This window comes from Caproiciproducens sp. CPB-2 (assembly GCF_036287215.1).
Classification (GTDB): Bacteria; Bacillota; Clostridia; order Oscillospirales; family Acutalibacteraceae; genus Caproiciproducens.
Genome location: NZ_CP142860.1, coordinates 3,001,090 through 3,023,937, shown reverse-complemented (window position 1 = coordinate 3,023,937; position 22,848 = coordinate 3,001,090). Strand labels below are relative to the sequence as shown.

Annotated in this window: 19 protein-coding genes and 1 CRISPR repeat array; of the genes, 6 read left to right on the top strand and 13 right to left on the bottom strand. The window is 54.6% G+C overall.

Annotated features, from left to right (window positions below; all coding sequences use genetic code 11):
* From VXK30_RS14990 to VXK30_RS14980, 3 genes are read left to right on the top strand one after another with little or no spacing between them, the layout of a single operon-like run.
* Positions 1 to 432 (top strand): 4Fe-4S dicluster domain-containing protein, encoded by a 432-nt coding sequence (locus tag VXK30_RS14990; protein ID WP_038325848.1) that lies wholly within the window; start codon positions 1 to 3, stop codon positions 430 to 432.
* Positions 433 to 437: 5 nt separating this feature from the next.
* The gene (locus VXK30_RS14985; protein ID WP_275713472.1) at positions 438 to 1,670 is read left to right on the top strand and encodes an NAD(P)/FAD-dependent oxidoreductase; all 1,233 of its coding nucleotides are present in this window, start codon (positions 438 to 440) and stop codon (positions 1,668 to 1,670) included.
* A complete protein-coding gene (locus VXK30_RS14980; RefSeq protein ID WP_275713474.1) occupies positions 1,667 to 2,389 on the top strand; it encodes a glutamate synthase in 723 nt (240 codons plus the stop codon). Before VXK30_RS14985 ends, VXK30_RS14980 begins: the two co-directional genes overlap by 4 nt.
* A gap of 236 nt (positions 2,390 to 2,625) precedes the next feature.
* Here the strand turns inward: VXK30_RS14980 and VXK30_RS14975 are convergent, their stop codons facing one another.
* From VXK30_RS14975 to dpsA, 4 genes are all read right to left on the bottom strand, one after another.
* Positions 2,626 to 3,900, bottom strand: coding sequence for an O-acetylhomoserine aminocarboxypropyltransferase/cysteine synthase family protein (locus VXK30_RS14975; protein WP_275713476.1), 1,275 nt, complete (start codon positions 3,898 to 3,900; stop codon positions 2,626 to 2,628).
* Between the two features lie 18 nt (positions 3,901 to 3,918).
* Positions 3,919 to 4,464, bottom strand: coding sequence for a hypothetical protein (locus VXK30_RS14970; protein ID WP_275713477.1), 546 nt, complete (start codon positions 4,462 to 4,464; stop codon positions 3,919 to 3,921).
* An 89-nt stretch (positions 4,465 to 4,553) separates the two neighbouring features.
* Positions 4,554 to 5,126, bottom strand: coding sequence for a dipicolinate synthase subunit B (locus VXK30_RS14965; protein ID WP_275713479.1), 573 nt, complete (start codon positions 5,124 to 5,126; stop codon positions 4,554 to 4,556).
* A 3-nt stretch (positions 5,127 to 5,129) separates the two neighbouring features.
* The gene (gene dpsA / locus VXK30_RS14960) at positions 5,130 to 5,990 is read right to left on the bottom strand and encodes a dipicolinate synthase subunit DpsA (protein ID WP_275713480.1); all 861 of its coding nucleotides are present in this window, start codon (positions 5,988 to 5,990) and stop codon (positions 5,130 to 5,132) included.
* A 296-nt stretch (positions 5,991 to 6,286) separates the two neighbouring features.
* Here dpsA and murC point away from each other — a divergent pair, with 296 nt between their 5' ends.
* From murC to VXK30_RS14945, 3 genes are all read left to right on the top strand, one after another.
* Entirely contained in the window at positions 6,287 to 7,663 is a 1,377-nt protein-coding gene (gene murC, locus VXK30_RS14955) for a UDP-N-acetylmuramate--L-alanine ligase (RefSeq protein WP_275713481.1), read from the top strand.
* Between the two features lie 114 nt (positions 7,664 to 7,777).
* A complete protein-coding gene (locus VXK30_RS14950; RefSeq protein ID WP_275713483.1) occupies positions 7,778 to 8,287 on the top strand; it encodes a hypothetical protein in 510 nt (169 codons plus the stop codon).
* Between the two features lie 85 nt (positions 8,288 to 8,372).
* The gene (locus VXK30_RS14945) at positions 8,373 to 9,503 is read left to right on the top strand and encodes a cadherin-like beta sandwich domain-containing protein (protein ID WP_275713484.1); all 1,131 of its coding nucleotides are present in this window, start codon (positions 8,373 to 8,375) and stop codon (positions 9,501 to 9,503) included.
* A gap of 103 nt (positions 9,504 to 9,606) precedes the next feature.
* Here the strand turns inward: VXK30_RS14945 and VXK30_RS14940 are convergent, their stop codons facing one another.
* The 9 genes from VXK30_RS14940 to VXK30_RS14900 all read right to left on the bottom strand — a co-directional run bounded on the left by VXK30_RS14940 (position 9,607) and on the right by VXK30_RS14900 (position 22,848).
* Positions 9,607 to 10,137: a CDP-alcohol phosphatidyltransferase family protein gene (locus VXK30_RS14940; protein WP_275713485.1), complete on the bottom strand. Its 531-nt coding sequence runs from the start codon at positions 10,135 to 10,137 to the stop codon at positions 9,607 to 9,609.
* A gap of 303 nt (positions 10,138 to 10,440) precedes the next feature.
* Positions 10,441 to 13,300: a CRISPR direct-repeat array (repeat unit 32 nt; unit sequence ATTTCAATCCACGCTCCCGTGTGGGGAGCGAC).
* Positions 13,301 to 13,473: 173 nt separating this feature from the next.
* Positions 13,474 to 13,764, bottom strand: a complete 291-nt coding sequence (cas2, locus tag VXK30_RS14935) for a CRISPR-associated endonuclease Cas2 (protein WP_275713486.1) — start codon at positions 13,762 to 13,764, stop codon at positions 13,474 to 13,476.
* Positions 13,765 to 13,774: 10 nt separating this feature from the next.
* Positions 13,775 to 14,806 carry a type I-C CRISPR-associated endonuclease Cas1c gene (gene cas1c / locus VXK30_RS14930; RefSeq protein ID WP_275713487.1) on the bottom strand — a complete coding sequence of 344 codons (1,032 nt, stop codon included), beginning with the start codon at positions 14,804 to 14,806 and terminating at the stop codon, positions 13,775 to 13,777.
* Complete coding sequence (cas4, locus tag VXK30_RS14925; RefSeq protein ID WP_275713488.1) at positions 14,803 to 15,468, bottom strand: CRISPR-associated protein Cas4; 666 nt, start codon at positions 15,466 to 15,468, stop codon at positions 14,803 to 14,805. The genes cas1c and cas4 overlap by 4 nt, the downstream gene beginning before the upstream one ends.
* Positions 15,458 to 16,318, bottom strand: a complete 861-nt coding sequence (gene cas7c, locus VXK30_RS14920; RefSeq protein WP_275713489.1) for a type I-C CRISPR-associated protein Cas7/Csd2 — start codon at positions 16,316 to 16,318, stop codon at positions 15,458 to 15,460. The genes cas4 and cas7c overlap by 11 nt, the downstream gene beginning before the upstream one ends.
* Positions 16,315 to 18,285: a type I-C CRISPR-associated protein Cas8c/Csd1 gene (gene cas8c, locus VXK30_RS14915; RefSeq protein ID WP_275713491.1), complete on the bottom strand. Its 1,971-nt coding sequence runs from the start codon at positions 18,283 to 18,285 to the stop codon at positions 16,315 to 16,317. The genes cas7c and cas8c overlap by 4 nt, the downstream gene beginning before the upstream one ends.
* Positions 18,260 to 19,009: a type I-C CRISPR-associated protein Cas5c gene (gene cas5c / locus VXK30_RS14910; protein WP_275713492.1), complete on the bottom strand. Its 750-nt coding sequence runs from the start codon at positions 19,007 to 19,009 to the stop codon at positions 18,260 to 18,262. The genes cas8c and cas5c overlap by 26 nt, the downstream gene beginning before the upstream one ends.
* A 26-nt stretch (positions 19,010 to 19,035) precedes the next feature.
* A complete protein-coding gene (gene cas3, locus VXK30_RS14905; protein ID WP_275713494.1) occupies positions 19,036 to 21,501 on the bottom strand; it encodes a CRISPR-associated helicase Cas3' in 2,466 nt (821 codons plus the stop codon).
* Between the two features lie 462 nt (positions 21,502 to 21,963).
* Complete coding sequence (locus tag VXK30_RS14900) at positions 21,964 to 22,848, bottom strand: MurR/RpiR family transcriptional regulator (RefSeq protein WP_275713496.1); 885 nt, start codon at positions 22,846 to 22,848, stop codon at positions 21,964 to 21,966.

Here is a 22,848-nt window from a genome sequence, read left to right as displayed (position 1 = left end):
ATGAAAAGGATCTATGTAAATGAGAAATGGTGTCTCGGGTGCCATCTTTGCGAATACAACTGCGCTTTTGCCAATTCCGGCAGCGACGATATGGTCAAGGCGCTCAAGGATATTCATATCAACCCGAGGATACGGATCGAGGAAAACCAGGGGATCAGCTTTGCCGTTTCCTGCCGCCACTGTACGGAACCGCTCTGCGTGAAAAGCTGCATTACCGGCGCGCTCAGCGTGGATAACGGAGTCATCGAGGTCGACAAGGACAAATGCGTGGGCTGCTACACCTGCGTTATGATATGCCCCTACGGCGCGATCATGCCGGGGAACGACGGCAGCGTCATTCAGAAATGCGAGCTCTGCACGAACAACAGCTTCGGAGAGCCGGCGTGCGTGCGGGGCTGCCCGAACAAGGCGATCGTTTTTGAGGAGAGGTGAGCAGAATGAATTATGTCATTATCGGAAACTCGACTGCGGCTGTCGGCTGCATCGAAGGCATCCGCTCCGTGGATAAAGCCGGAAACATCACGGTGATTTCCAAAGAGCCGCATCATGTTTATTCGCGTCCGCTGATTTCCTACCTCCTTTACGGAAAAACCACCCGGCAGCGCATGAAGTACCGTCCGGACACCTTTTATGAAGACAACCGGGTGACCCCGCTTTTAGGGGTTACGGTTACCGGGGTGGATTACGAAAACAAAAAAGTCCTTTTGGACAGCGGGGACGGGATCGAATTTGACAAGCTGCTTTTCGCGACCGGTTCCTCCCCCTTTGTTCCGCCCATGGCGGGGCTGGGGGAAGTGGAGAATCAGTTCAGCTTTATGAAGCTGGACGACGCGGCGGCCTTACAGAAGGTCATTGATCAGGAAAGCCGCGTGCTGATCGTCGGCGCGGGCCTGATCGGCCTGAAATGCGCGGAGGGAATCTGCAGCAAGGTAAAGCAGATTACCGTTGTGGACCTGGCGCCCCGCATCCTGCCGAGCATCCTCGACGAAGCGGGCTCCGAAATCGTGCAGAAGCATATTGAGGAGCAGGGGGTAACCTTTATCCTCAGCGACAGCGTCGTACAGTTTACCAAAAATTCCGCTCTGCTGAAAAGCGGCGGAAAGCTGGAGTTCGACGTCCTGATTGTCGCGGTCGGCGTCCGCCCGGAGACGAAGCTTGCCGCGGACATCGGCTGCAAGGTCAATAAGGGAATCGTTTCCGACATCCACTGCGCCACGAATCTGGACGGCGTTTACGCGGCGGGCGACTGCAGTGAAAGCTACGACATCACCTCCGGTCAGTACCGCGTGCTCGCCCTTTTGCCCAACGCGTATATGCAGGGCGAGACCGCAGGCATCAATATGGCGGGCGGGGAAAAGGTCTACGACAAGGCCATCCCGATGAACGCGATCGGATTTTTCGGGCTGCATATCATCACCGCCGGAAGCTACGACGGAGAGGCCTATGTGGTGCGGACCGAACAGACTTATAAAAAGCTGGTCTCGAAAGACAATCTGTTAAAGGGCTTCATCCTGATCGGCGACGTCGCCAGGGCGGGAATCTACACTTCGCTGATCCGCGAAAGGACCCCGCTCGACACCGTCGATTACGAACTGATTAAGGAAAAACCGCAGCTCATGGCGTTTACCGCGTCAGAAAGGGCCGTTAAGCTCGGAGGTGCCAAAGAATGAAAATCAATGCGGACAATCAACATTTCAAAGACCTGAACAACGAAATCCGTGTCTCCTCGGAAGCGGATATCACGGTGGACAACTGCCTTGGGCAGCGCTACATCGCCTCCGGCATGAGCGGGAAAAACATCACGATCAACGGAGTGCCGGGCAACGATCTGGGCTGCTATCTGAACGGCGCCACCATCCGGGTAAACGGCAACGCGCAGGACGCCACCGGCGACACCATGAACGAGGGGACCATCATCATCAACGGTTCCAGCGGAGACGCCACCGGCTACGCGATGCGCGGAGGAAAAATCCTCGTGCGGGGCAACGCGGGGTACCGCGCGGGCATCCATATGAAGGCGTATCAGACGCACCAGCCGCTGATCATGATCGGCGGCGAGACCGGCAACTTTCTGGGCGAGTACCAGGCCGGCGGCACTATCGTCGTGCTGGGCCTGGGTTCCGAAAAAAAGGTGCCCGTGGGCAACCTTTGCGGAACGGGAATGCACGGCGGCAAAATTTACCTCCGCTGCGAGGCGCTTCCGGAGGATCTGCCGAAGCAGGTGCAGGCGGCCCCCGCCTCCCCGGAGGACATGGCGGCAATCGACGGCCATCTCGACGAATTCTGCGGTATTTTCCATATCGATAAGCGGGAAGTGCTTTCCAGAAACTTCTATGTCTTAACGCCCAATACGAAAAATCCGTATAAATCGCTCTATACATTTAACTGAAGCGCAGGCTGCCGGACCTACCGGTCGGGAAGCGCCTTCGGCCATACTCTCGAATAGTTGCATGTTGAATCGGTCTCGGAGCACTCCGAAACAAATCCCTCTTTGAGGGAGGCAGGAGTTTGGGGCAGGCGGAGCCCGGACCGGCGAGGTCCTGACTGAGGGAGTTCCCGATTCAGCAAATTTGGTTAAATTATAGAAAGGCGGAGCAGCTGTTCCGCCTTTTCGTATGTTATGATTTACAGGTTATTCAGCGACTGGTCGATATCCTCAAGGATATCCGCGATGTTTTCGATGCCGACCGACATCCGGATCATGTCGGGGCCGATGCCCGCCTCCCTGAGCTGATCGTCGTTCAGCTGGCGGTGGGTCGTGCTGGCCGGGTGAAGCACGCAGGTGCGCAGGTCCGCCACATGGATGACGATGGACGCGAGCTTTAAGCCCTCCATAAATCCGGCGGCGGCTTCGCGCCCGCCCTTTATCCCGAAGGAAATCACGCCGCAGGTGCCGTTTGGCATATACTTTTTCGCGAGTTCGTAATATTTGCTGCTTTTCAGGCCGGGATAGTTTACCCACGCGATTTTGTCATTCTGCTCCAGATGCGTCGCCACGGCGAGCGCGTTGGAACAGTGCCGTTCCATTCTGAGCGCGAGCGTTTCCAATCCCAGGTTGAGCAGGAACGCGTTGTTCGGGCTCGACTGCGCGCCAAGGTCCCGCATCAGATGCGCGCGGGCTTTTACAATGTAGGCCGCTTTGCCGAACTGCTTTGTATAGACGATTCCGTGATAGGATTCGTCCGGTTCGGTCAGGCCGGGGAACTTTCCGTTTTCCCAGTTGAAATTCCCGCTGTCCACAATCGCTCCGCCGACCTGAACGGCGTGACCGTCCATGTACTTCGTGGTGGAGTGGGTGACGATGTCGGCGCCGAAAGCAAACGGGCGGCAGTTGATGGGAGTGGGGAAGGTGTTGTCTACAATGAGGGGGACACCGTGCGCGTGCGCCGTTTTCGCGAACAGCTCTAAATCGGTTACGACGAGCGAAGGATTGGTCAGCGTCTCCGCGAATACGCAGCGCGTGTTCGGCCGGAAAGCGGCGTTCAGCTCTTCCTTCGTGCAGCCGGGGGCAAGAAAGGTGAATTCCAGTCCCATTTCGCGCATGGTTTTGTAAAACAGGTTGAAGGTGCCGCCGTAAATTGCGCTGGAGCAGACCACATGGCCGCCCGCGGGGCAGATGTTGAGCACCGATATCAGGGAAGCCGCCTGACCGGAGGAGGTCAGCAGCGCGCCGACGCCGCCTTCCAGGGCGGCGATCTTTTTTTCCACCGCGTCAATGGTCGGGTTGCCCAGGCGGGTGTAGAAGAATCCGTCGGCCTTCAGGTCGAAGAGCTCGCCGAGCGTTTCCGCGCTGTCGTATTTAAAGGTTGTGCTCTGCACAATGGGCAGTGCGCGCGGTTCTCCGTTTCCCGGTTCGTAACCCGCGTGGATGCAGTCCGTATCAAGATGGTAATGGCTCAATGGAATTTTCCTTTCACTTTAAAATCCGCCTTTTGTGAAAAACGCTTTCAGCGCGTTGGCCAGAAAGTCGGCCGCCGCCACAACGCCCCACACAATCAGAATAAACATCATTGCCGAAACGATCCGCCAGAAAAAGCGCTTGCGGGAACTCATCGGTTCCGGCTCCTCTTTCGGTTCGGACGGTCCTTCGGGTCCGGGCCCTTCCTCCGGCGCAGGGGTGCTGCTTTCCAGCTTCGCGTCCCCCGCGTCCGCGATTCCGATCCCGTTCAGCAGCTCTTTGGCGGTATCCAGATCCCGGAAAGCCACAAAAATATTGCGGGACCCGTAAAAGGGCCTGCTGCCAAGCAATATGGAAGGCGGCGAGCCGAAGCCGCTGTCCTGCTCGACAAATACGATTCCGTTTTCCTGAAAGACGGACCGGATCATGATGATATTCGTTTCGTCCGTCGTCAGCAAAAGCACCGGGTCGTCCGGTCCGGGCTCCCGCAGCTTTTTGGAACCGCACGCGGCGCAGCGGTCGGCGTCGCTGTCGATGAGCAGTTGGCACTTAGGGCAGTACAGCATTCCTTTCACTTCCATTTCATTGCTTTATCATATCACATTTATTGACTAACTTACAAGAAATCCGCATAAATATTTATGAATATCCATCCTCACAGCAGGATGGGCTGAAGCTGCCTTCCCTCCAGCGCGGCAAGCGCCGCGGGCTGAATCAGGCTGAAGTCCGCGACCACGGAGGTCGGCTTTTTGCCAGGGTCATCCTGTTTCATAGGAACGAAATAGATGTTTTTGGTATTGAGTAATTTTGCGATATTCTGCGCCGACGCGGCGAGCGCGTCGTTTGTGGCAGGGGCCAGAAGCACCGGCCTGCCGATGCGCAGGTTGGACTTCACCGCCATGGTCACGGTGGTGTCGGTGATTCCGTTCGCGATTTTGGCCAGCGTGTTGCCGGTGCAGGGAGCGACGATCATCAGGTCGACCATCTTTTTCGGCCCGATGGGTTCCGCCTCCACCATGCTTTTGATGATTTTTTTATCGCAGAGGTCTTCGATCTCCCAGATAAAATCGTCCGCTTTCCCAAAGCGGGTGTCCGTCGTCGCGGCGTTCTGCGACATGATCGGCAGAATGTCGTACCCCGCTTCAACAAGGACGCGGATTTGCTCGATCGCCTTGTCGAAGGTGCAGAAGGAACCGCAGAGGGCGTAACCGAAAGTAAGGCTTTTCATCTTTCACTCCTCCATCATATTATAAATGGTATTTTTGATGATTTCACCGGCGGTTTTCGGAGCGACCTTTCCGGGCAGGGAAAGAGCGTGGATCGCCTTGATGCCGAATTTCTGCGCGGCTTCGTAATCCACGCCGCCGGGCGGGGACGAAAGGTCGATGATCAGCGGTTTGGAGCGCATCTTCGAAAGCATGCGCCGGTTGAATATCAAAGCGGGCGCCGTGTTGAAAATAACGTCGTACTGATCTTTGTCGCAGATTTTGTCCGTCAGGGCGGAGGAATACCCGAAGGATTCGATCCAGGCGATATCGGAATATCTGCGGGCGCTCACCGTCACCGAAGCTCCCAGCCCGCGCAGCATCATCGCCAGAATTTTTCCGATTCTTCCGTAGCCGACAACAAGGCATTTGCTCTGGCTGACGGTACCGGGGTACTCGCGCATCGCGATCTCGATCGCGCCTTCCGCGGCGGGAACGGCGTTGTGCACGGCGAATTCCTCCCGGGTATAATAATCATAGGCGTCGATGGAATCCCACACGTCGCTGGTCTGGTAAAGCTTTCCCATCATTCCTCCGTAAACCTGTTTATTTCTCATCAGTTCGGCAAAGCTGTCGTTCAGCTCGATGCTGTTTTCGCTGAAAACCATATTCAGATGACTGCCGTCCGCCGTAACCGGCAGCGGAAGGATCATATTTTCACACCGGATTATTATTTCTTCAAGATCCGCCTTTTTTACGTCCTTGGAAAATTCGATGTTGTCAAATCCATAGACATAGACGGTGTAGCCGTCCGACGCAATGGATTCGGCCAGCGCAATCTGGCGTTTGTCACCGCCCAGTACGCCGAAACTGTTTATATCGACCATTGTACAAACCTCCACAAACTTCTTTCTCCATATTATGGAGATGGAACGCTCGGTGTGATTACGCGGTATTTTCGTTTTGATTTTATTTTTTATTGCAAATATCCGAAAAACTGTTTATTATAAACAGGTATGGCAATATAATAGAGAGGATCAATATTTTGCAGCGGTTTCATTTGCGCCGGGTCACGGGACCGAACGGCTTTTTCCTCACGGAAGGTGAGGAGCGGTTTAACCGAAAACGCTGCAATTGAATTGGAAACGCTGTCACATTATCTCATTTAAGGAGCTCAACAAGCATGGATTATCAAGATACTTTATCCAAGGTTAAGAAAATACATTTTGTGGGAATCGGCGGTTCCGGCATGTGCCCGATCGCTGAAATCCTGTACCACCGCGGCTATGAACTGACCGGGTCGGACACCAACGAGTCCGATACGCTCGCCAGGATCCGTTCCTACGGAATTCCCGTCTCAATGGGTCACAGGCCGGAAAACATAGGCGACGCCGAAATGCTCGTGTACACGGCGGCCGTCAAGGCCGACAACCCGGAGCTTGTCGCCGCCCGCGAAAAGGGAATCCCGGTTGTGGAGCGCTCCGTCATGCTCGGCATGGTGACGCGCCGCTACCCGCACCCGGTGGCGGTTTCCGGTACGCACGGCAAGACGACCACGACCGCGATGATTACCCAGATTCTGCTTCACGCGGGAAAAGACCCCTCGGCTGTCATCGGCGGAAAGCTCCCGCTGATCGGCGGGAACGGGCGCGTGGGCAAATCCGGCACCATCGTCTGCGAGGCGTGCGAATATGTGGACACCTTTTTGCAGCTGAACCCCGAAACGTCGATCATCCTCAACATAGACGCCGACCATCTGGATTACTTCGGGACGGTGGAGAATATCATAAAATCCTTCCATCAGTTTGCGCTCCAGACGTCAAAGACGCTCATTGTCAACGGCGACGACGCCAATACCATGAAGGCGGTGGAGGGCATAAAAAATGCGTCCGTCGTTACGTTCGGCCTGAACCCGTCCAATGAGTATTACGCCGATCATATCGCGGACACAAAAGGGGCAAGGGAATGCTTCTCGGTGATGAAAAACGGGGAAAAGCTCGCGGATGTAACGCTGAGTATCCCCGGAAAGCACAATATCTATAACGCGCTGGCTTCGTTTGCCGCGGCGGACAGCATGGGCGTTAAGGCAGACACCATCGCGGAAAGCCTGCACCAGTTTACCGGCGTCCACAGGCGTTTTGAAATCCTCGGCACGTTCGGCGGGATTACGGTTGCCGACGACTTTGCGCACCATCCCACGGAACTGACGGCGACCCTTTCCGCCGCCATGAAAATGAATTTCCGGCGCGTGTGGGCGGTTTTCCAGCCCCACACCTATTCCAGAACCTACCTGCTTCTGGACGAATTCGCAAAGGCGCTTTCCATCCCGGACAGGGTTGTCCTTTCCGAAATCCTCGCGGTGCGCGAGGAGAACACCTACCATATTTACGCAAAGGATCTGGCCGACAAAATCCCGGGCAGCGTATGGTTTAAAACCTTTGAGGAAATTACGGAGTACGTGACCGCCAACGCGGAAGACGGCGATCTGATCCTTACCCTGGGCGGCGGCGACGTTTACAAATGCGCGAACATGATTGTAAAAAAATACAGGGAACGCTGATCGGCTTTCATCTTGCACATGCCTGTAAATTGTATTATAATATGTGTACGTTAATATTATCACATGCATATTATGATTGGCCGGACTTTCATTTTTACAGGGAAGGGATTACAAATGCTGAAAAATCTATCATTTCTCAACATGTTTCTATGGAATCTTTTTATTATCGGCGTCTGGCATTTGACGGTCTTTCTGGCCGGTGTCAAGCTTCCCCATTCCATTTCCCAGAAGGAGCGTTACGCGCCGAAGGAATGGGAACACGGCGGGCGTTGGTACAGGGATAAATTGAAGATTCAGCTTTGGAAGGACAGAGTGCCGCAGCATATCGGCAAAGACGGCTTTTCCAAAGAGCATCTTACGGATATTTCCATTGATTATGTCGACGAGTTTATTTTTGAAACCTGCAGGGGCGAGTGGGTGCATCTGAAAAACTGTATCTGTATTGTCGTTACAATGCTGATTAACCCCTTTTTAGTGGGAATCGTGTTTTCTTTTTTGATTATGCTTGGAAACCTGCCCTTTGCCATCATCCAGCGGTATAACCGTTTCCGGCTGCAAGTCCTGCGTAAAAAACTCTTACGCGATCTGCGCGCGAACGGAATGGGGCAGACCGTTACCGCTTGATAAATCAAATGTTTTTTAAAAATCAGCTTTGCCGGAAAACCGGCTCAGCTGGTTTTTATCTATCTGCCGTTGGGGGGAGCCGTCTGTGAAAAAACAGGATCTTCGCGCCTTTTTGCTTTTACTGCTGCTTCCGGTGATTTTACGGATTCCTGCGCACGCCGCTACCGTACCCTATTTTACATACAGCGTGGACAAGTCCTCCGCCGCGCGCGGGGAGCTGGTCAAGCTGCAGATCAACGCGGGGCAGGTCCCCGACACCGCGGCCGGGTTCCGGATGCGGATTGGGTATCACGCCGAAGCGCTCAGCTTTGTCCGTACCGAGACGTCCTCGCAGATCAAAAGCGGGACGATGGTCACAAACAGCGTGTCGAACCCGATCTGCAGCGTTTATGTGTGCAACGTGGATCAGGGCGCCGCGCCCCAGCTTTCCGGGAATATCATTTCCTTTGTGTTTCAGGTCAGGGACGGCGCTTCTTCGGGCGATACGGCGATCAACGCGCATATCGACGAAGTGTGCAACTATGCGGCGAAGCAGCTGGATGTGGATATTGAGGAGAATCTGACCGTTTCCATCGAACCGCCGGAGGAAGAGCCTTCCGACGAGGCGGCGCTTTCCCGCTTGGACCCGTATAACGGCGAGCTGGTACCGGGATTTTCCCCCGACGTCTATCAATACCGGATGTCCGTCGGTTACACGGTGGAGTCGGTGGAATTTTACGCCCGCGCGGAAGAAGGCGGGACGGTCAAAATCAACCGGAAATCCCTTTTCAAGCCCGGCACGGATACGCCCATTGTCGCGACGGTCACTTCCGCCGATAAAACAAATCAGGTACAGTATGTCGTCCTTGTCAGCAGGGCTGAAAAACCCGCGGGGTCTGCCGGACTCAGCTCGGATCCGCCGCGTTCCGGTGAAAAGGCATCCGGGCCGGAGAAAACGGATGCCGGGAAGGCCCAACTGCCTGAAAAGGAAACAGAAGAAATGGCAGCGCAAGGGGAAGATGATTTTTCAGCGGCTGCGGAAGCGGAGAATCCGGCTCAGCCGCAGGCGGTACAGACGGCTGCCCAGCCATATGCAAATACCGGCTATGGCGGCAGGAATATTTATATTATCGGGAATCAGATGCCCGTCTATGTGAATGGAATGCTTACAGCCGCTTTGTGCATACTGCTTGGAATTGCGCTCAGCCTTTATCTGAAAATCAAGCCCAGGGAATAGCGCTCATAAAAAGAAAACGGCCTGACGGCCGTCGGTATACGATAATATTTTACCGTGAGAAAGGCCGTTTTAACGGCCTTTTTTCTATTTGGTCTCTGTAATGTCAAAATTTAAAGATGCTTTTTCTGTTGAGGTCAAGGGTGGGGGAGGTGAGATGGATCAGGCTTTCCTCTGCTGCGGACAGGGCCGCGACGATACATACGGGCCAGAGAATCTGTGTATGCTGGTAAAGAAGGAAAAACGGGGTTATAAAAAGAAGAAATCCCGCCAGTTTATTTCCCCAGGTGTGCAGCATGGCGAGAGTATGGTATTTCAGGGCAGCCATTACAATATTTGCAAGACGAATGAGGGCAACAGCGATAACAAGGGGAAGAAATACCCGGCCCTTTTCCCCGATCCACAGAATAACGGATACGGTTATGACCGTGAACAGGAGAAAGTCCGCGATGGAATCCGGTCGGGCGCCCAGATCGCTTTGCGTTTTCGTTTTCCGCGCGATATAGCCGTCCAGAATATCGCTGAGTCCGCAGAAAAGATAGATTACAGAAAACAGCGGAGGATTGTGAAGTGTAAAAAACAGAAAGAGCAGAAGCACGATCCTGCTGATAGAGAGAATATTCGGAATGTGTTTCAAGCGGTCACCGTCCTTCCTTCAGATCGACGTTATACAAGGCCCTGCTATCAAGGATACCGGATGATTGTGCAATTAAAATTCCAAATTGGATTTTTACGCAGAACGTTCAGCGCGCAGTTAGTTTTTGTATGGGAGCGACCTTGCCTACGCCCACAAGCCGGAACAGGAGGAAGTTTCAATCCACGCTCCCGTGCGGGAGCGACGCATAATCATTAATTATGCGCTTACATGAGAGTTGTTTCAATCCACGCTCCCGTGTGGGAGCGACCTAAAGTTGAGCATGCAATTTATGGCTACATGAAAATTTCAATCCACGCTCCCGTGTGGGGAGCGACCTAAAAATGCCGGAGAAACCGATAGAAAGATTTCAATCCACGCTCCCGTGTGGGGAGCGACTATTGCGGCAGAAGATTTGCCGTTTGATTAATTGATTTCAATCCACGCTCCCGTGTGGGAGCGACCCATCATTTTCCCATCCGCAGACAGGGCAAATGTCATTTCAATCCACGCTCCCGTGTGGGGAGCGACGATTTCACGCAGTTCATAAAGGCTTGCAGCCATATTTCAATCCACGCTCCCGTGTGGGGAGCGACGATTTCACGCAGTTCATAAAGGCTTGCAGCCATATTTCAATCCACGCTCCCGTGTGGGGAGCGACTCAAGGCCCCGAAGGATGTCCAGTACGGTGAATATTTCAATCCACGCTCCCGTGTGGGGAGCGACATCGGCATCATAGCCCGCTGTGTAGGTAATAACCATTTCAATCCACGCTCCCGTGTGGGGAGCGACCAAGCGGCTTGAATGCATTCAAAGAGTCCATCGAATTTCAATCCACGCTCCCGTGTGGGGAGCGACCCTTTTCCTTGCCAGTGTCTGTTTTTCGGAATAAATTTCAATCCACGCTCCCGTGTGGGGAGCGACGGGAGCTGATCAAGATAATTCGATTCGTCATCATATTTCAATCCACGCTCCCGTGTGGGGAGCGACCGTGCTGCCGACTTGGTACAGTGCTCAGATGATGATTTCAATCCACGCTCCCGTGTGGGGAGCGACCAAGCCACGCCTCCATAGTCGTAACGATAAAATCATTTCAATCCACGCTCCCGTGTGGGGAGCGACCAAGCCACGCCTCCATAGTCGTAACGATAAAATCATTTCAATCCACGCTCCCGTGTGGGGAGCGACCTCATTTTAAGGAGGTAAAATATGGCCTTTGTCATTTCAATCCACGCTCCCGTGTGGGGAGCGACATGCGAGTATCAATTGGGCTAAAGATCATGGGATATTTCAATCCACGCTCCCGTGTGGGGAGCGACTTCATTCTTACTCGAAACAGGATTGCGGCGTGGTATTTCAATCCACGCTCCCGTGTGGGGAGCGACCTTAAGCTTTTTCCACTCCCCGGAGTACCGGAATAATTTCAATCCACGCTCCCGTGTGGGGAGCGACCTCTGGCTCCACGGGTTGAGGTTTACGCGAATACATTTCAATCCACGCTCCCGTGTGGGGAGCGACATAGACAGGCAGCGCGCGGCCCGCAAAGTAATGCATTTCAATCCACGCTCCCGTGTGGGGAGCGACATAGACAGGCAGCGCGCGGCCCGCAAAGTAATGCATTTCAATCCACGCTCCCGTGTGGGGAGCGACTCACGAGTTGATGGAGGCGGGGGCACTGAGTGCAATTTCAATCCACGCTCCCGTGTGGGGAGCGACTGTGAAGACGTTGGATATTGTAACCTCCAGCAAATTTCAATCCACGCTCCCGTGTGGGGAGCGACGCTTTTTCCAGTGGGTTTTATGCTCAGGCATTACATTTCAATCCACGCTCCCGTGTGGGGAGCGACTGGTAAGGATATCTACCGCTGCGCAGACGTCAGTATTTCAATCCACGCTCCCGTGTGGGGAGCGACATCTTTGCTGTATGGATTTCATTGCAACCATATTATTTCAATCCACGCTCCCGTGTGGGGAGCGACTTCTATCTTCCACTTTTACCCGGTTCGCCATTCTATTTCAATCCACGCTCCCGTGTGGGGAGCGACAAGTTGGCCGCAACGGTATATGACTGTACGGATGATTTCAATCCACGCTCCCGTGTGGGGAGCGACTACCTGGGCTTCCGACAATTATATCCCCTCAATCATTTCAATCCACGCTCCCGTGTGGGGAGCGACTCCTCTTGCATCTTCTCAATAAGCGGCTGAGTTTATTTCAATCCACGCTCCCGTGTGGGGAGCGACCGAAGCTCGTAAGGCTTTAAAACAGCGCTTGGAGATTTCAATCCACGCTCCCGTGTGGGGAGCGACGAGGTCGAGCCACGGCCCCGTAGCGTGGGAGAGATTTCAATCCACGCTCCCGTGTGGGGAGCGACTCGGCGCCCCGGTGAACTTGGCGGTCGCTGTGAGATTTCAATCCACGCTCCCGTGTGGGGAGCGACCTGCGGTTGCATGTGGAATTGTACCACGCATACCATTTCAATCCACGCTCCCGTGTGGGGAGCGACACGACTACGACGACTTCCTTGCGTGGTGCAAGGCATTTCAATCCACGCTCCCGTGTGGGGAGCGACGCGTCGCCGCATATTTGACGTTGGTGCCGAGTGCATTTCAATCCACGCTCCCGTGTGGGGAGCGACAGACGCCGAGGACGGCCTTCGCGTCCCGTGACTCATTTCAATCCACGCTCCCGTGTGGGGAGCGACCGATCGTCCCGAGATTCGAGGCGAAGTGCTTGTCATTTCAATCCACGCTCCCGTGTGGGGAGCGACGCGGGAGCTCCGGCCTTGAGGTCGAGCAGCTCGCATTTCAATCCACGCTCCCGTGTGGGGAGCGACTGATGATCTCGTTTTTCTTCTGATCGTTCATAGTATTTCAATCCACGCTCCCGTGTGGGGAGCGACGCGGGCCTTATTCTTCGGTGCTGCCGTCCGAGCCATTTCAATCCACGCTCCCGTGTGGGGAGCGACGCAGTGCATAGCCTATCCGAATCAGCCGAATAGGATTTCAATCCACGCTCCCGTGTGGGGAGCGACTTCCGCTCTTTCGCATAGGTTTGTCCTTGATACCATTTCAATCCACGCTCCCGTGTGGGGAGCGACCCTTCGGAGCCTGAGCAGGAGCAACCAAATTCTTATTTCAATCCACGCTCCCGTGTGGGGAGCGACAGCAAAAAGTAACAAATGAATCGCATGTTATCAAGAAAGATAACAGCGATTTTCCTATAAATTGGCTGGAGATCATCTCAAAAAATCAGAATATAATTCCTAATAGAAATAATAATAAAACATTATAAGGTGCGAACAGCAGAGTAAAAGCATGTGCGCTTGCCGTTCGCACCTTATAAAATAAGCGGTTCCGTAACATCAAAAGAGGGTTTTGCTCCCATGTGTTCGACCTTTGTTTTGTAGTGATCGCCAAGGTAGTAAAAACGGAGACTGTCTTTTTCCGGGTTGATTATTTTTTCGAGCTGATGCTTGACCGTGCAGCACAGGGCGGCGTCCATAATACATTCAAATACGGAATTCTGGACACGCTGTCCGTAATTTACGCATACTTTTGCGACCTTGCGCAATCGTTTTTGCCCGGCCGGGGTTTCCGTATTTACATCATAAGTAATTAATACGAGCATATGACTTCTCCTATTTCCATAAAAACGGCGGATAAACATCCATGTCTCCGCGCAGGTACCGCGCAAGAAGCAAAGCCTGCGAATACGGGACAAGGCCCCACTCCATTTTTTCTCCAAGCATTGGGTGGGTGATCTGTTCCTGCTTTTTCTTTTGCCAGGCAGTCAGAATGGTTTTTCGCGTATCATCGTCCATCAGGACGGCGCCGTTTTCTTTCTGGATAAAACCTCCGCCGTTGACCTGCTTCGTATTGATCAGAGTCAGAACAAAGCGGTCTGCCAGAACCGAACGGAACTCCTCCATCAGATCCAGCGCGAGGGAAAGCCTTCCCGGCCGGTCGCGGTGCAGAAACCCGACATAAGGGTCCAGCCCCACGGTTTCCAAAGCGGAGGCCGTATCGTGGGCGAGAAGGGTGTAGACAAAGAATATCATCGCGTTGACGTTGTCCATGGGAGGGCGGCGGTTGCGGCTGCGGAAGAAGAAGTCGTTCTTCTGCTGCAGGATCATATCGTCCAGCACGGAAAAATACTGTGTCGCCGCTTTCCCCTCGATCCCCCGGATATCTTCCAGTGTTTCCGCACACGGAAGGCTTCGGATCGCGTCCGCCAGAGAAGCGGAAACGCCGCTCAGTTTTTCCTTGTCCAGTCTCAGGGGATAATCCCGGGCGGCCCTCTCGACAATCCAGCGGGAATTAAATAGTTTTCCGGTAATAAAACCCCGGGCGATCCCCGCGCTTTGCGCCTCGTCATCGGAAAAGCGATACTGGGTTTTGCGCAGCAGCACGTTTCCCTGTTCCGTTCCCGATACGCGCGCCAGAAAACGCCCGTGCATGGTGAGAAAGGTCAGCACGACGCCGCGTTCGGCGCAGGCCCCCATCAGGGCGGGGCTGGCGCCCGTATAGCCGAAGGTGACGATTCCGTCCAGATTATGCAGCGGAATCCTCCGGGTTTCGCTTTCTTCCCTTTGTATGACCACGTTTTCACCGTCCAGCGCCAGATAGGCGTCCTGTGAAGTAACATACAGCGTGTTTCCCAATATCTTCACGAAAATTCCTCCAGACGCTTTTTCAGATAATCCGCCGCAGAACCGCCGCGGCACAGCTTTGGTAAACAAAGCCCTTTCAGCGAGCAGGCGTTGCAGCTTTTTGCCGGCTTTACGCGGGGTGTATATTTCCGACGGGAAAGCTCGTGCATTTCCGAAAGCATGGCGGCGACTTTCCCGCGCAGGGCTTCGTCCAGAGGGACGGCGGTCCTGCGGGCGGTTTCTCCGTAATACAGATAGGCCTTTGGAATTTCTCCGCACAGGAGCATTTCTTCCAGGCACATGGCCTGACAGCACAGCTGCAGACGGTCGGCGTCGTTTTCTTTCGGCGCCCCGCGCTTATATTCCACCGGCACGGGAAGCCACTTCCCTTCGCGGCCGAAAATGGGCACGCCGTGGGGAGAAGCGTGAAATTCCACGATGTCACAGACTCCGTTTACGCCGAGTCTGCGGGAAAACACAGCCATCCCGCGCGAAATAATCCGGTCTCCGCGCTTTTCAGCGGAGAAGGAGTCGTGCGCGTTCTCGTGCAGGATGTGGCCCTCGGCGGTGCGCAGGTTTTCGTTCCACTGCATCTCAAGATAGGCGAGCGCCCACTGGCGGCGGCAAAAAGCGAAATGCTGGAGGCCGGCGATGCTCAGAAATTCCTCCTCGCTATATTCCATCGTAAATTTCAGGGGTGAGTCCGTCCAGCGTATCGACCGTGACGGTATAGTAATCCTCCATACGGAAAGGCAGATTGCCGCCCGGGGCCTTTTTGCCTTCGATCTGGTCAATGTGTAGGGAACGGTGCACCTTGGCGGAAGAGTACTGTCCGGTTTTACAGTTGTGCTTCCACCAGAATACCTTGCAGATTTCCATGCTTCCGTCCGGCCGCGCCGAGGAGCTGTCGTTTTCAAACAGAGAAATCAGTGCTTTGCGGATGAGCTCTGCGTCCTCTTCCGTAAATCCCGTCTTTTCCGCCAGCTGGCAGTTGATACTGCCGTAAAACACGTAGACGCCGAAAGGAACGCAGTGCTTCATCCCCATGGTGTCGGAGGATTTCTTATCTCCCGTCACGCTGTTGACGCTTTTGGTGATCTGGATGCTGGCGATGTCGATGGGGTCGACGCTGAAGGCCGGGTGGACGGAAACGGGACCGCGTACGCCGACGGAGACGTCGTTGCCTTTGAAAGCGAAGACCTGCCCGAAGGAACGCACATCCATCCATTTTTCACAGGCGACTTTCGCATAGAGCTCACTGTCTTTTGTCTTTTTCAGCTCGTCTACGGAATCCGCGCGTTCCTTCAGGCTTTTGAAGCCGTCCGCGCGTTTGTCATCGGACTGGACGAAAACAGGCTGCCCCATATCCATCAGGCGGTTGCGGATTTTCCGTTTGATGCATACGTCCGAAATTTCGCCGATGCCGTCATAGGTCTCGCGGGGACGGTTGCCGTTCAGCGGGTCGCCGTTCGGGTTTGCATTTTTTACGGACAAAATTACCGCGAAGTCGATCTTGTTGGCCAGTGTGCTCATTTATTTTCCTCTCCTTTTGTACTGCTTTCAGCAGCTTCCATTTTTTTACGGATGTTTTCCTGCTTTTCCTCATGAAATTTCTGCATCTGGCACGCATAGCCCAGCAGATAAATTTCGGAGAGCGGAGCGTTTGAAAATTCACTGACGGGAATACGGGAAATCACTTCGTCCAGCTCCTCCCGGTACCGTTTCCCCCTGTCGCCGAGCTTCTGCAGATAGGGCAGAAGCTGATGGTATAACGTTTTCCATGTTTTCGCGGGGTGCTGGCTGAACGCCGCCTGCACCCGCTCCGCGTTGGTGCTGCGGGATGTTTCCGACAGCCCGAGCGAATAGCTTTCGATCTGCTGCGCGTAGGCGAGCGCCCTGCCGAACAGGTAGCTTCTGTCGTTTTCCTCCGGATTCAATGCCATGGTCCAAACCTCCCTGTATGTTTCATCCTTGATTTGTTTATGGTTGATGCGGTCGTTGCGGTATTTGCGGATTAAGGCGCAGGCGACCCCGAGCGTCATTCGGTATTCCCCTTTGTCCATTGCCTCGGGGTTGGAGGCGCGCCGGGCTGCGCAGAGCATCAGGTCTTCGGGCAGGGGAGCGCCGTCCACAATACACGGCAGCAGGCGCTGTACGGCGCTTTTCATAAGCTTGTCGTCGGCGCGGCTGCCGTAGGCCGCCTTCACAATGGATTTTGGGGAAGGCGCGCCCCGGAAAGGCATCGGCCTTGTTTTTTCACCCGACTTCCAAGCGGTCTCAGGAAAGCCGTACAGCTCCCAGGAACAGGTGTCGTGCCAGCTTTTCACGCGCGTAAAAAGGTCCTTCGCCTGCATTTCACGGTAGTAAAAAACGGAAAGCCGGCCCGGTGTGGCGGAATCCAGCCCGATGACGCACATGTCCTCCCAGCCTTTCAGATTGCCGCCGTATCCCGCCATCGCTTTTGTAAAACGCGCCGCGAATTCCTCCCCGGTCGTGACCGGCGGCGGGTCGGGCTCAAGGTCGAACAGCAAATCCAGCGCTCCTTCACACGGGTCGATCGCTTTGCTGCCGTCCGTCCTCCACGAAAGGATGATCTGGTCCCCGTTGACATAAGCCTGCCGGGGAATCAGCCATTTTAGGGCGTTGTGGGCTTTTTCCGTCGTTTCCCGCCCGACGCAGAACGCCTGGGAAGGCGTTTCAAATCTGCCGCGGTAGGTGAAACTGCTGTCGTCGTTGGCGGAAATCAGCTTTGCGCCGTCGCCCGGCCGTCGGATATATTTCGGGCTGAAGGAAGACACGGGCATCTCTTTTCCTAAAACATAGCAGTAGCCCCGGTCCGTCTGCAGGCTGTTCTGATAGTCGATAAAGCTTTTCCAAACGGTTTCATCCTCCCACGGTCGGCTCTGCAAATCCTCCGAGCCGTCCGCCGGAACCACCCAAAATCGGACAAAGGCATCGGCCTGGTCCTTGGAGCACACTTTGAAAATGGGAGGGGTATCTTCTTTTTTGCCGTCCCAGCTTTCCGGCAGCCGCCCGGATTCCTCCCGGTATAAAATATTGTCGCGAATCAAATCGGCCATCAGCGTTCCCTTTTTCAGATATTCCAGAATGGCGCGGACCTTCGGATGGACGTACGGCGAACCGCACCATGCGGAAAGCTGCTCAATATATTCGGCGTAGTGGCTGCTTTTCGGGTCACGGTAGTTTCCGTAGTCCCCCGCAATGTATTTCAGACCGTCAAACAGCGGGTGGGGTACGGGGCCGCTGGTTCTGACGGACGACTGTTCCGTACAGGGAATCAGCGTGGCCCGGTCCTTTTTGTCGGCCAGGACCTTCGCGCGGCCGGGCCGCCAGCAGCCGTTGGTGTCGATGACCGCTTCCACGTGCGCCTGTTGGATGGTGTGGTAAATGGGCATGAGGGGAGGGAGCTCGCCTTCCTTTACGCCCACAAGGCTTTGGCAGTTTTCATAGGTTTCATAGAGCTTCTGCATCCAGCCCATTCGGTGCCGCCTCCTTTGCCGGACCGTCGCAGCCGGACATGTTCTGCCCGATTACAAACGCCTTTGGCTTTTGCTTTTTAATGACCGTTACCACGGGGCAGTCCCCGGGGGTACAGAATTCGATGACGCCGTTTCTCATTTTCGGATACCAGAAGCGGCTTTCCAGCTGATTCCGTCCGGTTTCGTCGGGATAATTGAATCCGTGGAACATCAGGCCGAAGGAAAGCTCGGGCGTATCTCGGTAATACCCTTTCGCCGTATCGGAAAACCCGGATTCGCAGGGCTCGACATACGCCTGGCATTCCCTTGTGCCGAGGAATACGTCGCGCCGCCCGCCGCGTTCGATCATGCGCTTCGCGATCAGGTAATGCTTGTTTTCATTGCGGTCGCCCGAAAGGTCGGGCCTGTTTTCGTTCCACTCAAAATGGGCTTTTACCTCATAGGCGACGTCGGTCAGGTACGTGTAAATGGAAAGCGTGTTCCCGCCGGTATAACCGATGGGGCGGATCCCCTCCGACCGGCTGCAGATGGGGTTCATGACCCGCACCGCGTCCACATGCCACACAAAAGTCGGTTTCCAGTACACGGATTCCAAAATACCCTTGAGCGCCTGATAGGTCGGTACCTGGTAGCTGCATTTTTCCCCTCCGGCCCTTGTGACCGGGTCGCTGAAAAGCGCCATTTTGCCGGAAACCAGAAAACTTACGCTGTTTTCATATTCCAATGATGATTCTCCTTTCTGTAAACAGATTATTCGATCAGTGTGTCCATTTCCGCGCGGCGTGTCTGTACGCCGAGGTCGGGGTGGTAAAACCCTTCGCGCAGAATGGCCGCGCCGCTGTCGGGCAGAATATGGATCGCTCCCAGATCGCTGAGCTTTCTCCGCTCGCCGTCGAACAGGTGGACGGTAAAACGCTGCGCCCGCCGGATCAGCCCCGGCAGCTCGCGCAGATCGGGTTCCGCGCACAGCTCCGCGATCAGGTTTTTTCCTTCCCCATACGGAACGATCACGTCAAGGCCGCCCTTTTCAATGGCTTCAAAAAGCTTTCCCGCCGTTTCAAACGCCTGATGCATCGGGTGCGGCGGGCGGGGAACACGGTTTTCCGCACTGCTTTTTCGGGACAGGGAATTTTCGGATAAGAGATCGAACAAATCGGTCGGAGCGAAGAGCTTGGGATCGTCTTTTTCGCTGACGGGATAAGGAAGCTGATGCTCCTGTAGATGATAGTAGTCGTGGTAATATCGCCTGACCGCCCGGGGGGAAAGCGGGTCGTCCCCGAATTGCCCGGAATTGATCCGAAAGGCATCCAGCACTTCGGCGGCGGCCTCCTGTGCCTTTTGGATATCTGGAAGCGAGGAGAGATTTTCATCCGCGCATTTCACAATGAAAATATCGCGGCAGGCGCTTTCCCCGTGGCGGTTGCAGCGCCCGGCAGCCTGCGCAATGCTGTCCAGCCCGGCGAGAGAGCGGATCACGCACTGGAAAGACAGGTTGACCCCGGCCTCGATCAGCTGGGTGCTGACGCAGACCATCCGGCCGGCGCCCGGAACCTTGAGCCTGTCGCGGATTTCCCGGATCCGGTCGATACGGTGCTGCGGGCACAGGCTGGTGCTCAGGAAATAGAGCGGCACGCGCTCTTCCCGCGGGAGCTCCTCCATGCGGGACTGCAGTGTGCGGTACAGGGAAGCTGCGGCGGATTTTGTGTTCAGAATTGCCAGCAGGTTTTCACAGCCGTCCAGCCGGCCGGCGCAGAAATCCGCCAGCCGGTCCGCGGAAAAAGCGCCTTGGGCGGTTTTGTCCACGACCCGGGTGCGTCGGAAGGCCGCGAACGTCTCTTCCAGATTTTCGGTCATCTGCGCTGGCTCGCCCGGAATAACCGGAACTTTTAGCTCCTCCGAACTCGGCTGGGTCGCGGTGCAGAGAACGACCGCGCAGTTGCAGACGTACGCGAGAAAATCCAGCGCCGCGTTGAGCAGAAGCGTGCATTTCACAGGGATCGCCTGAACCTCGTCCAGAATAATCACGGAATTTGCCAGACTGTGCATGCGTCGTACGCATCCGGTCCTCCCGTCGAAAAGCGTGTTGAGAAACTGTACCGTGGTGGTGAGGATCACCGGCGGCGACCACCGCTGGGTCAGGAGCTCGCGGCGGCCGGCCTCCTCCTTTTCCTCGTCGTCAACAACCACGTCGCTGTGGTGTTCCAGCAGGATTCTGGCCGTCTGTGCATTCTCGTCATCCAGGCCGAGGGCGGCCCGGATATCCGAAGCGTTCTGCTCCAGAATGCTTTTATAGGGGGCTATGTAAAAGACGTGCTCCTTGCCGTTTTCCTTTGCGCAGTTCAGGGCGTAGCGCAGGGAGCTGAGCGTTTTTCCGGAGCCGGTCGGTACGGACAGCCGGTAGATTCCGCTGCCGTTTTTGCTGAACCGAAGGCATTGCCCGGAAATTGCCCGGCGCTTTTGGTCGATGGGGGACTGCCCGGAGAATCCCCGCAGATGGTTTTCCAATTTTTCGGAAAGCTCCCGCCATAAAGCATGCAGATCCGGCGGCTGCGGTTCCTGCTCGTTTGCTTCAAATAAAAAGGTGTCATACCGGTCGGCGTCGATCAGGCAGCTCAGCAGATACCGCTGGACCATTCCCAAAAGAAAGCAGAACGCCTTCCTTCTGCCGCCGGCGGGAATTTTTTCACAGAGGCTTCGGATGGAATTTCCGAGCTTTCCAACCTCCTGCTGCGCTTTCAGAAACAGATCGTCCAGTTCCCGGGGACAGGAACTTTCCTGAAAATAGTTTTGTAAAGCCTCTTCGTAGCTGATCTCCTTTTCGGGCCACGCGCGCCGCCGCAGGCAGTCGTCCCCGGTAACGCCCGTTACATCCGGCAGCCCGCCGTGGTGCCCGCAGACAGCGGCGGCAAGAAGTTCCGCCGTAAGCCCCTTGACGGAGCCGTCCAATCCCCAGTTTTCATAGCAGTACCGGGCTCCGCAGAAGGAGTGGGGGATTTTCCCCCGCTGCGACGCGTCTCCGCCGCGCAGATAGCGCTGGAATTGCATCGTTCCCTTGCCGCTGTCATGCAGGAGGCCGGCCAGCAGCCCAAGGGAAGAAAGCCCGATTTTTTCACAGGATTTCCCGCAGGATGCGGCCACGTTCCGGCTGTGCTCCGAAAGCGGCTGTTCGCGGCCGGTTTTTTGATCGATGTGTGCTAAAATGCGGTGATCTTCCATTTGTCCACCTCTGAATTTTCGTGTTTAAAAGGGATACTTTTTTCCAGTATACTTCCTGAATATAAATATATCAATAATAAGCCGACAAAATTTTGGTATTTTAACTATAATTTTACATATTGCAAGTTGATTTTTATCATAATATCAAAATCCATCATGGCGTCGTAATTTCAGGATGCCTTCCTTCTTTTTAAAGTGAATCATTTTTTAAGCCCCTGACCGTCTTGATGGCGATAATAAAGAAAAATCATGCGGACAGCAATGGAAAACATTCGCTCGCAGTCTGGATCATAGGGTAAATCGAAAGCGCAGGAAGTTTTCTTCCTGCGCTTTCGATTTATCGGGGGCGGCCCCTTTGATATGACGGCTGTTCTCTCAAGAAAATTGCGTGAAACATGGGACTAAAAATCTTTGGCTTGCGGCAGAGGCTGGGAACCCGTTCTTAAAAATCTGTGAGTAGAATTATATTTTATTGGTGGTGAGAATCTCGTTGGATTTTTCCATCGCAACCGCAATGGCCATGTCCATTTTACGAGCCAGACTGATATAAAGACTTTCGATAATGCAAAGCGCGGGAATACGTTTTGTCATGATTTCTCCGATAACGTTTTTGACATAGGCTGCGGTGATCAGAGAAATGTTGGACAGCTTTGCCAGCGTCGACATCGGGAAATTAGTGATGCTGATGATGGTTGCGCCTTCGCCTTTCGCCGCGCGGACAACATCGATCACCGTTTTCGTCTGCCCGGAATGCGAGATTGCTATCACTACGTCCCCTTTATCGAGCTGGGAAGCGGAAATCAGCTGAATATCGTAGTCCTGTGAGAATATGGCGTTGATGCCCATCCTGCTGAATTTATAGTACCCCGTCATCGCGACCGTCGACGCGTCGCCCGCTCCGATGAAGAGGACCTTGCCAGCTTTTTGCAGGGCCCCGACGGCCTGTTCGTAGTGGGAAATGTCAATGATGTTCAATGTATCGGAAACAGCCTGAATGGAGGTCTGGAATACTTTGCGGACGACATCCATTTCATTGTCTTCCGAAGAAATCGCTTCATAGAGCACGTCGCTGTCATTTTTTGTGCGCAGCAGCGATCCCTTCAGCTCCACGTATCCGCTGAATCCGAGCTTGCGCGCCACCCGGACAATCGTAGCTTCGCTGCACCCCGCCTGCGCGGCCAGATCGACGATGGTGTTGTTGGCAAATTCCAGAGGATGGTTGAGCATGAAGTCAACAGCTTTCATTTCCGCCGATTTGAGGGATTTGTAAACCGCGTTGATTTTCACGAGGCATTTATGCGAGATGAGCGAATTCGGGTCATTAATGTAAGGCACGAGATCTAGCAT

Bases quoted from the DNA above. Each gene is read 5' to 3' on its own strand.
- VXK30_RS14990 (WP_038325848.1), top strand. From the start codon at position 1: ATGAAAAGGATCTATGTAAATGAGAAATGGTGTCTCGGGTGCCATCTT.
- VXK30_RS14985 (WP_275713472.1), top strand. From the start codon at position 438: ATGAATTATGTCATTATCGGAAACTCGACTGCGGCTGTCGGCTGCATC.
- VXK30_RS14980 (WP_275713474.1), top strand. From the start codon at position 1,667: ATGAAAATCAATGCGGACAATCAACATTTCAAAGACCTGAACAACGAA.
- VXK30_RS14970 (WP_275713477.1), bottom strand. From the start codon at position 4,464: ATGCTGTACTGCCCTAAGTGCCAACTGCTCATCGACAGCGACGCCGAC.
- VXK30_RS14965 (WP_275713479.1), bottom strand. From the start codon at position 5,126: ATGAAAAGCCTTACTTTCGGTTACGCCCTCTGCGGTTCCTTCTGCACC.
- dpsA (WP_275713480.1), bottom strand. From the start codon at position 5,990: ATGGTCGATATAAACAGTTTCGGCGTACTGGGCGGTGACAAACGCCAG.
- murC (WP_275713481.1), top strand. From the start codon at position 6,287: ATGGATTATCAAGATACTTTATCCAAGGTTAAGAAAATACATTTTGTG.
- VXK30_RS14950 (WP_275713483.1), top strand. From the start codon at position 7,778: ATGCTGAAAAATCTATCATTTCTCAACATGTTTCTATGGAATCTTTTT.
- cas2 (WP_275713486.1), bottom strand. From the start codon at position 13,764: ATGCTCGTATTAATTACTTATGATGTAAATACGGAAACCCCGGCCGGG.
- cas4 (WP_275713488.1), bottom strand. From the start codon at position 15,468: ATGGAATATAGCGAGGAGGAATTTCTGAGCATCGCCGGCCTCCAGCAT.
- cas7c (WP_275713489.1), bottom strand. From the start codon at position 16,318: ATGAGCACACTGGCCAACAAGATCGACTTCGCGGTAATTTTGTCCGTA.
- cas8c (WP_275713491.1), bottom strand. From the start codon at position 18,285: ATGGGCTGGATGCAGAAGCTCTATGAAACCTATGAAAACTGCCAAAGC.
- cas3 (WP_275713494.1), bottom strand. From the start codon at position 21,501: ATGGAAGATCACCGCATTTTAGCACACATCGATCAAAAAACCGGCCGC.
- VXK30_RS14900 (WP_275713496.1), bottom strand. From the start codon at position 22,848: ATGCTAGATCTCGTGCCTTACATTAATGACCCGAATTCGCTCATCTCG.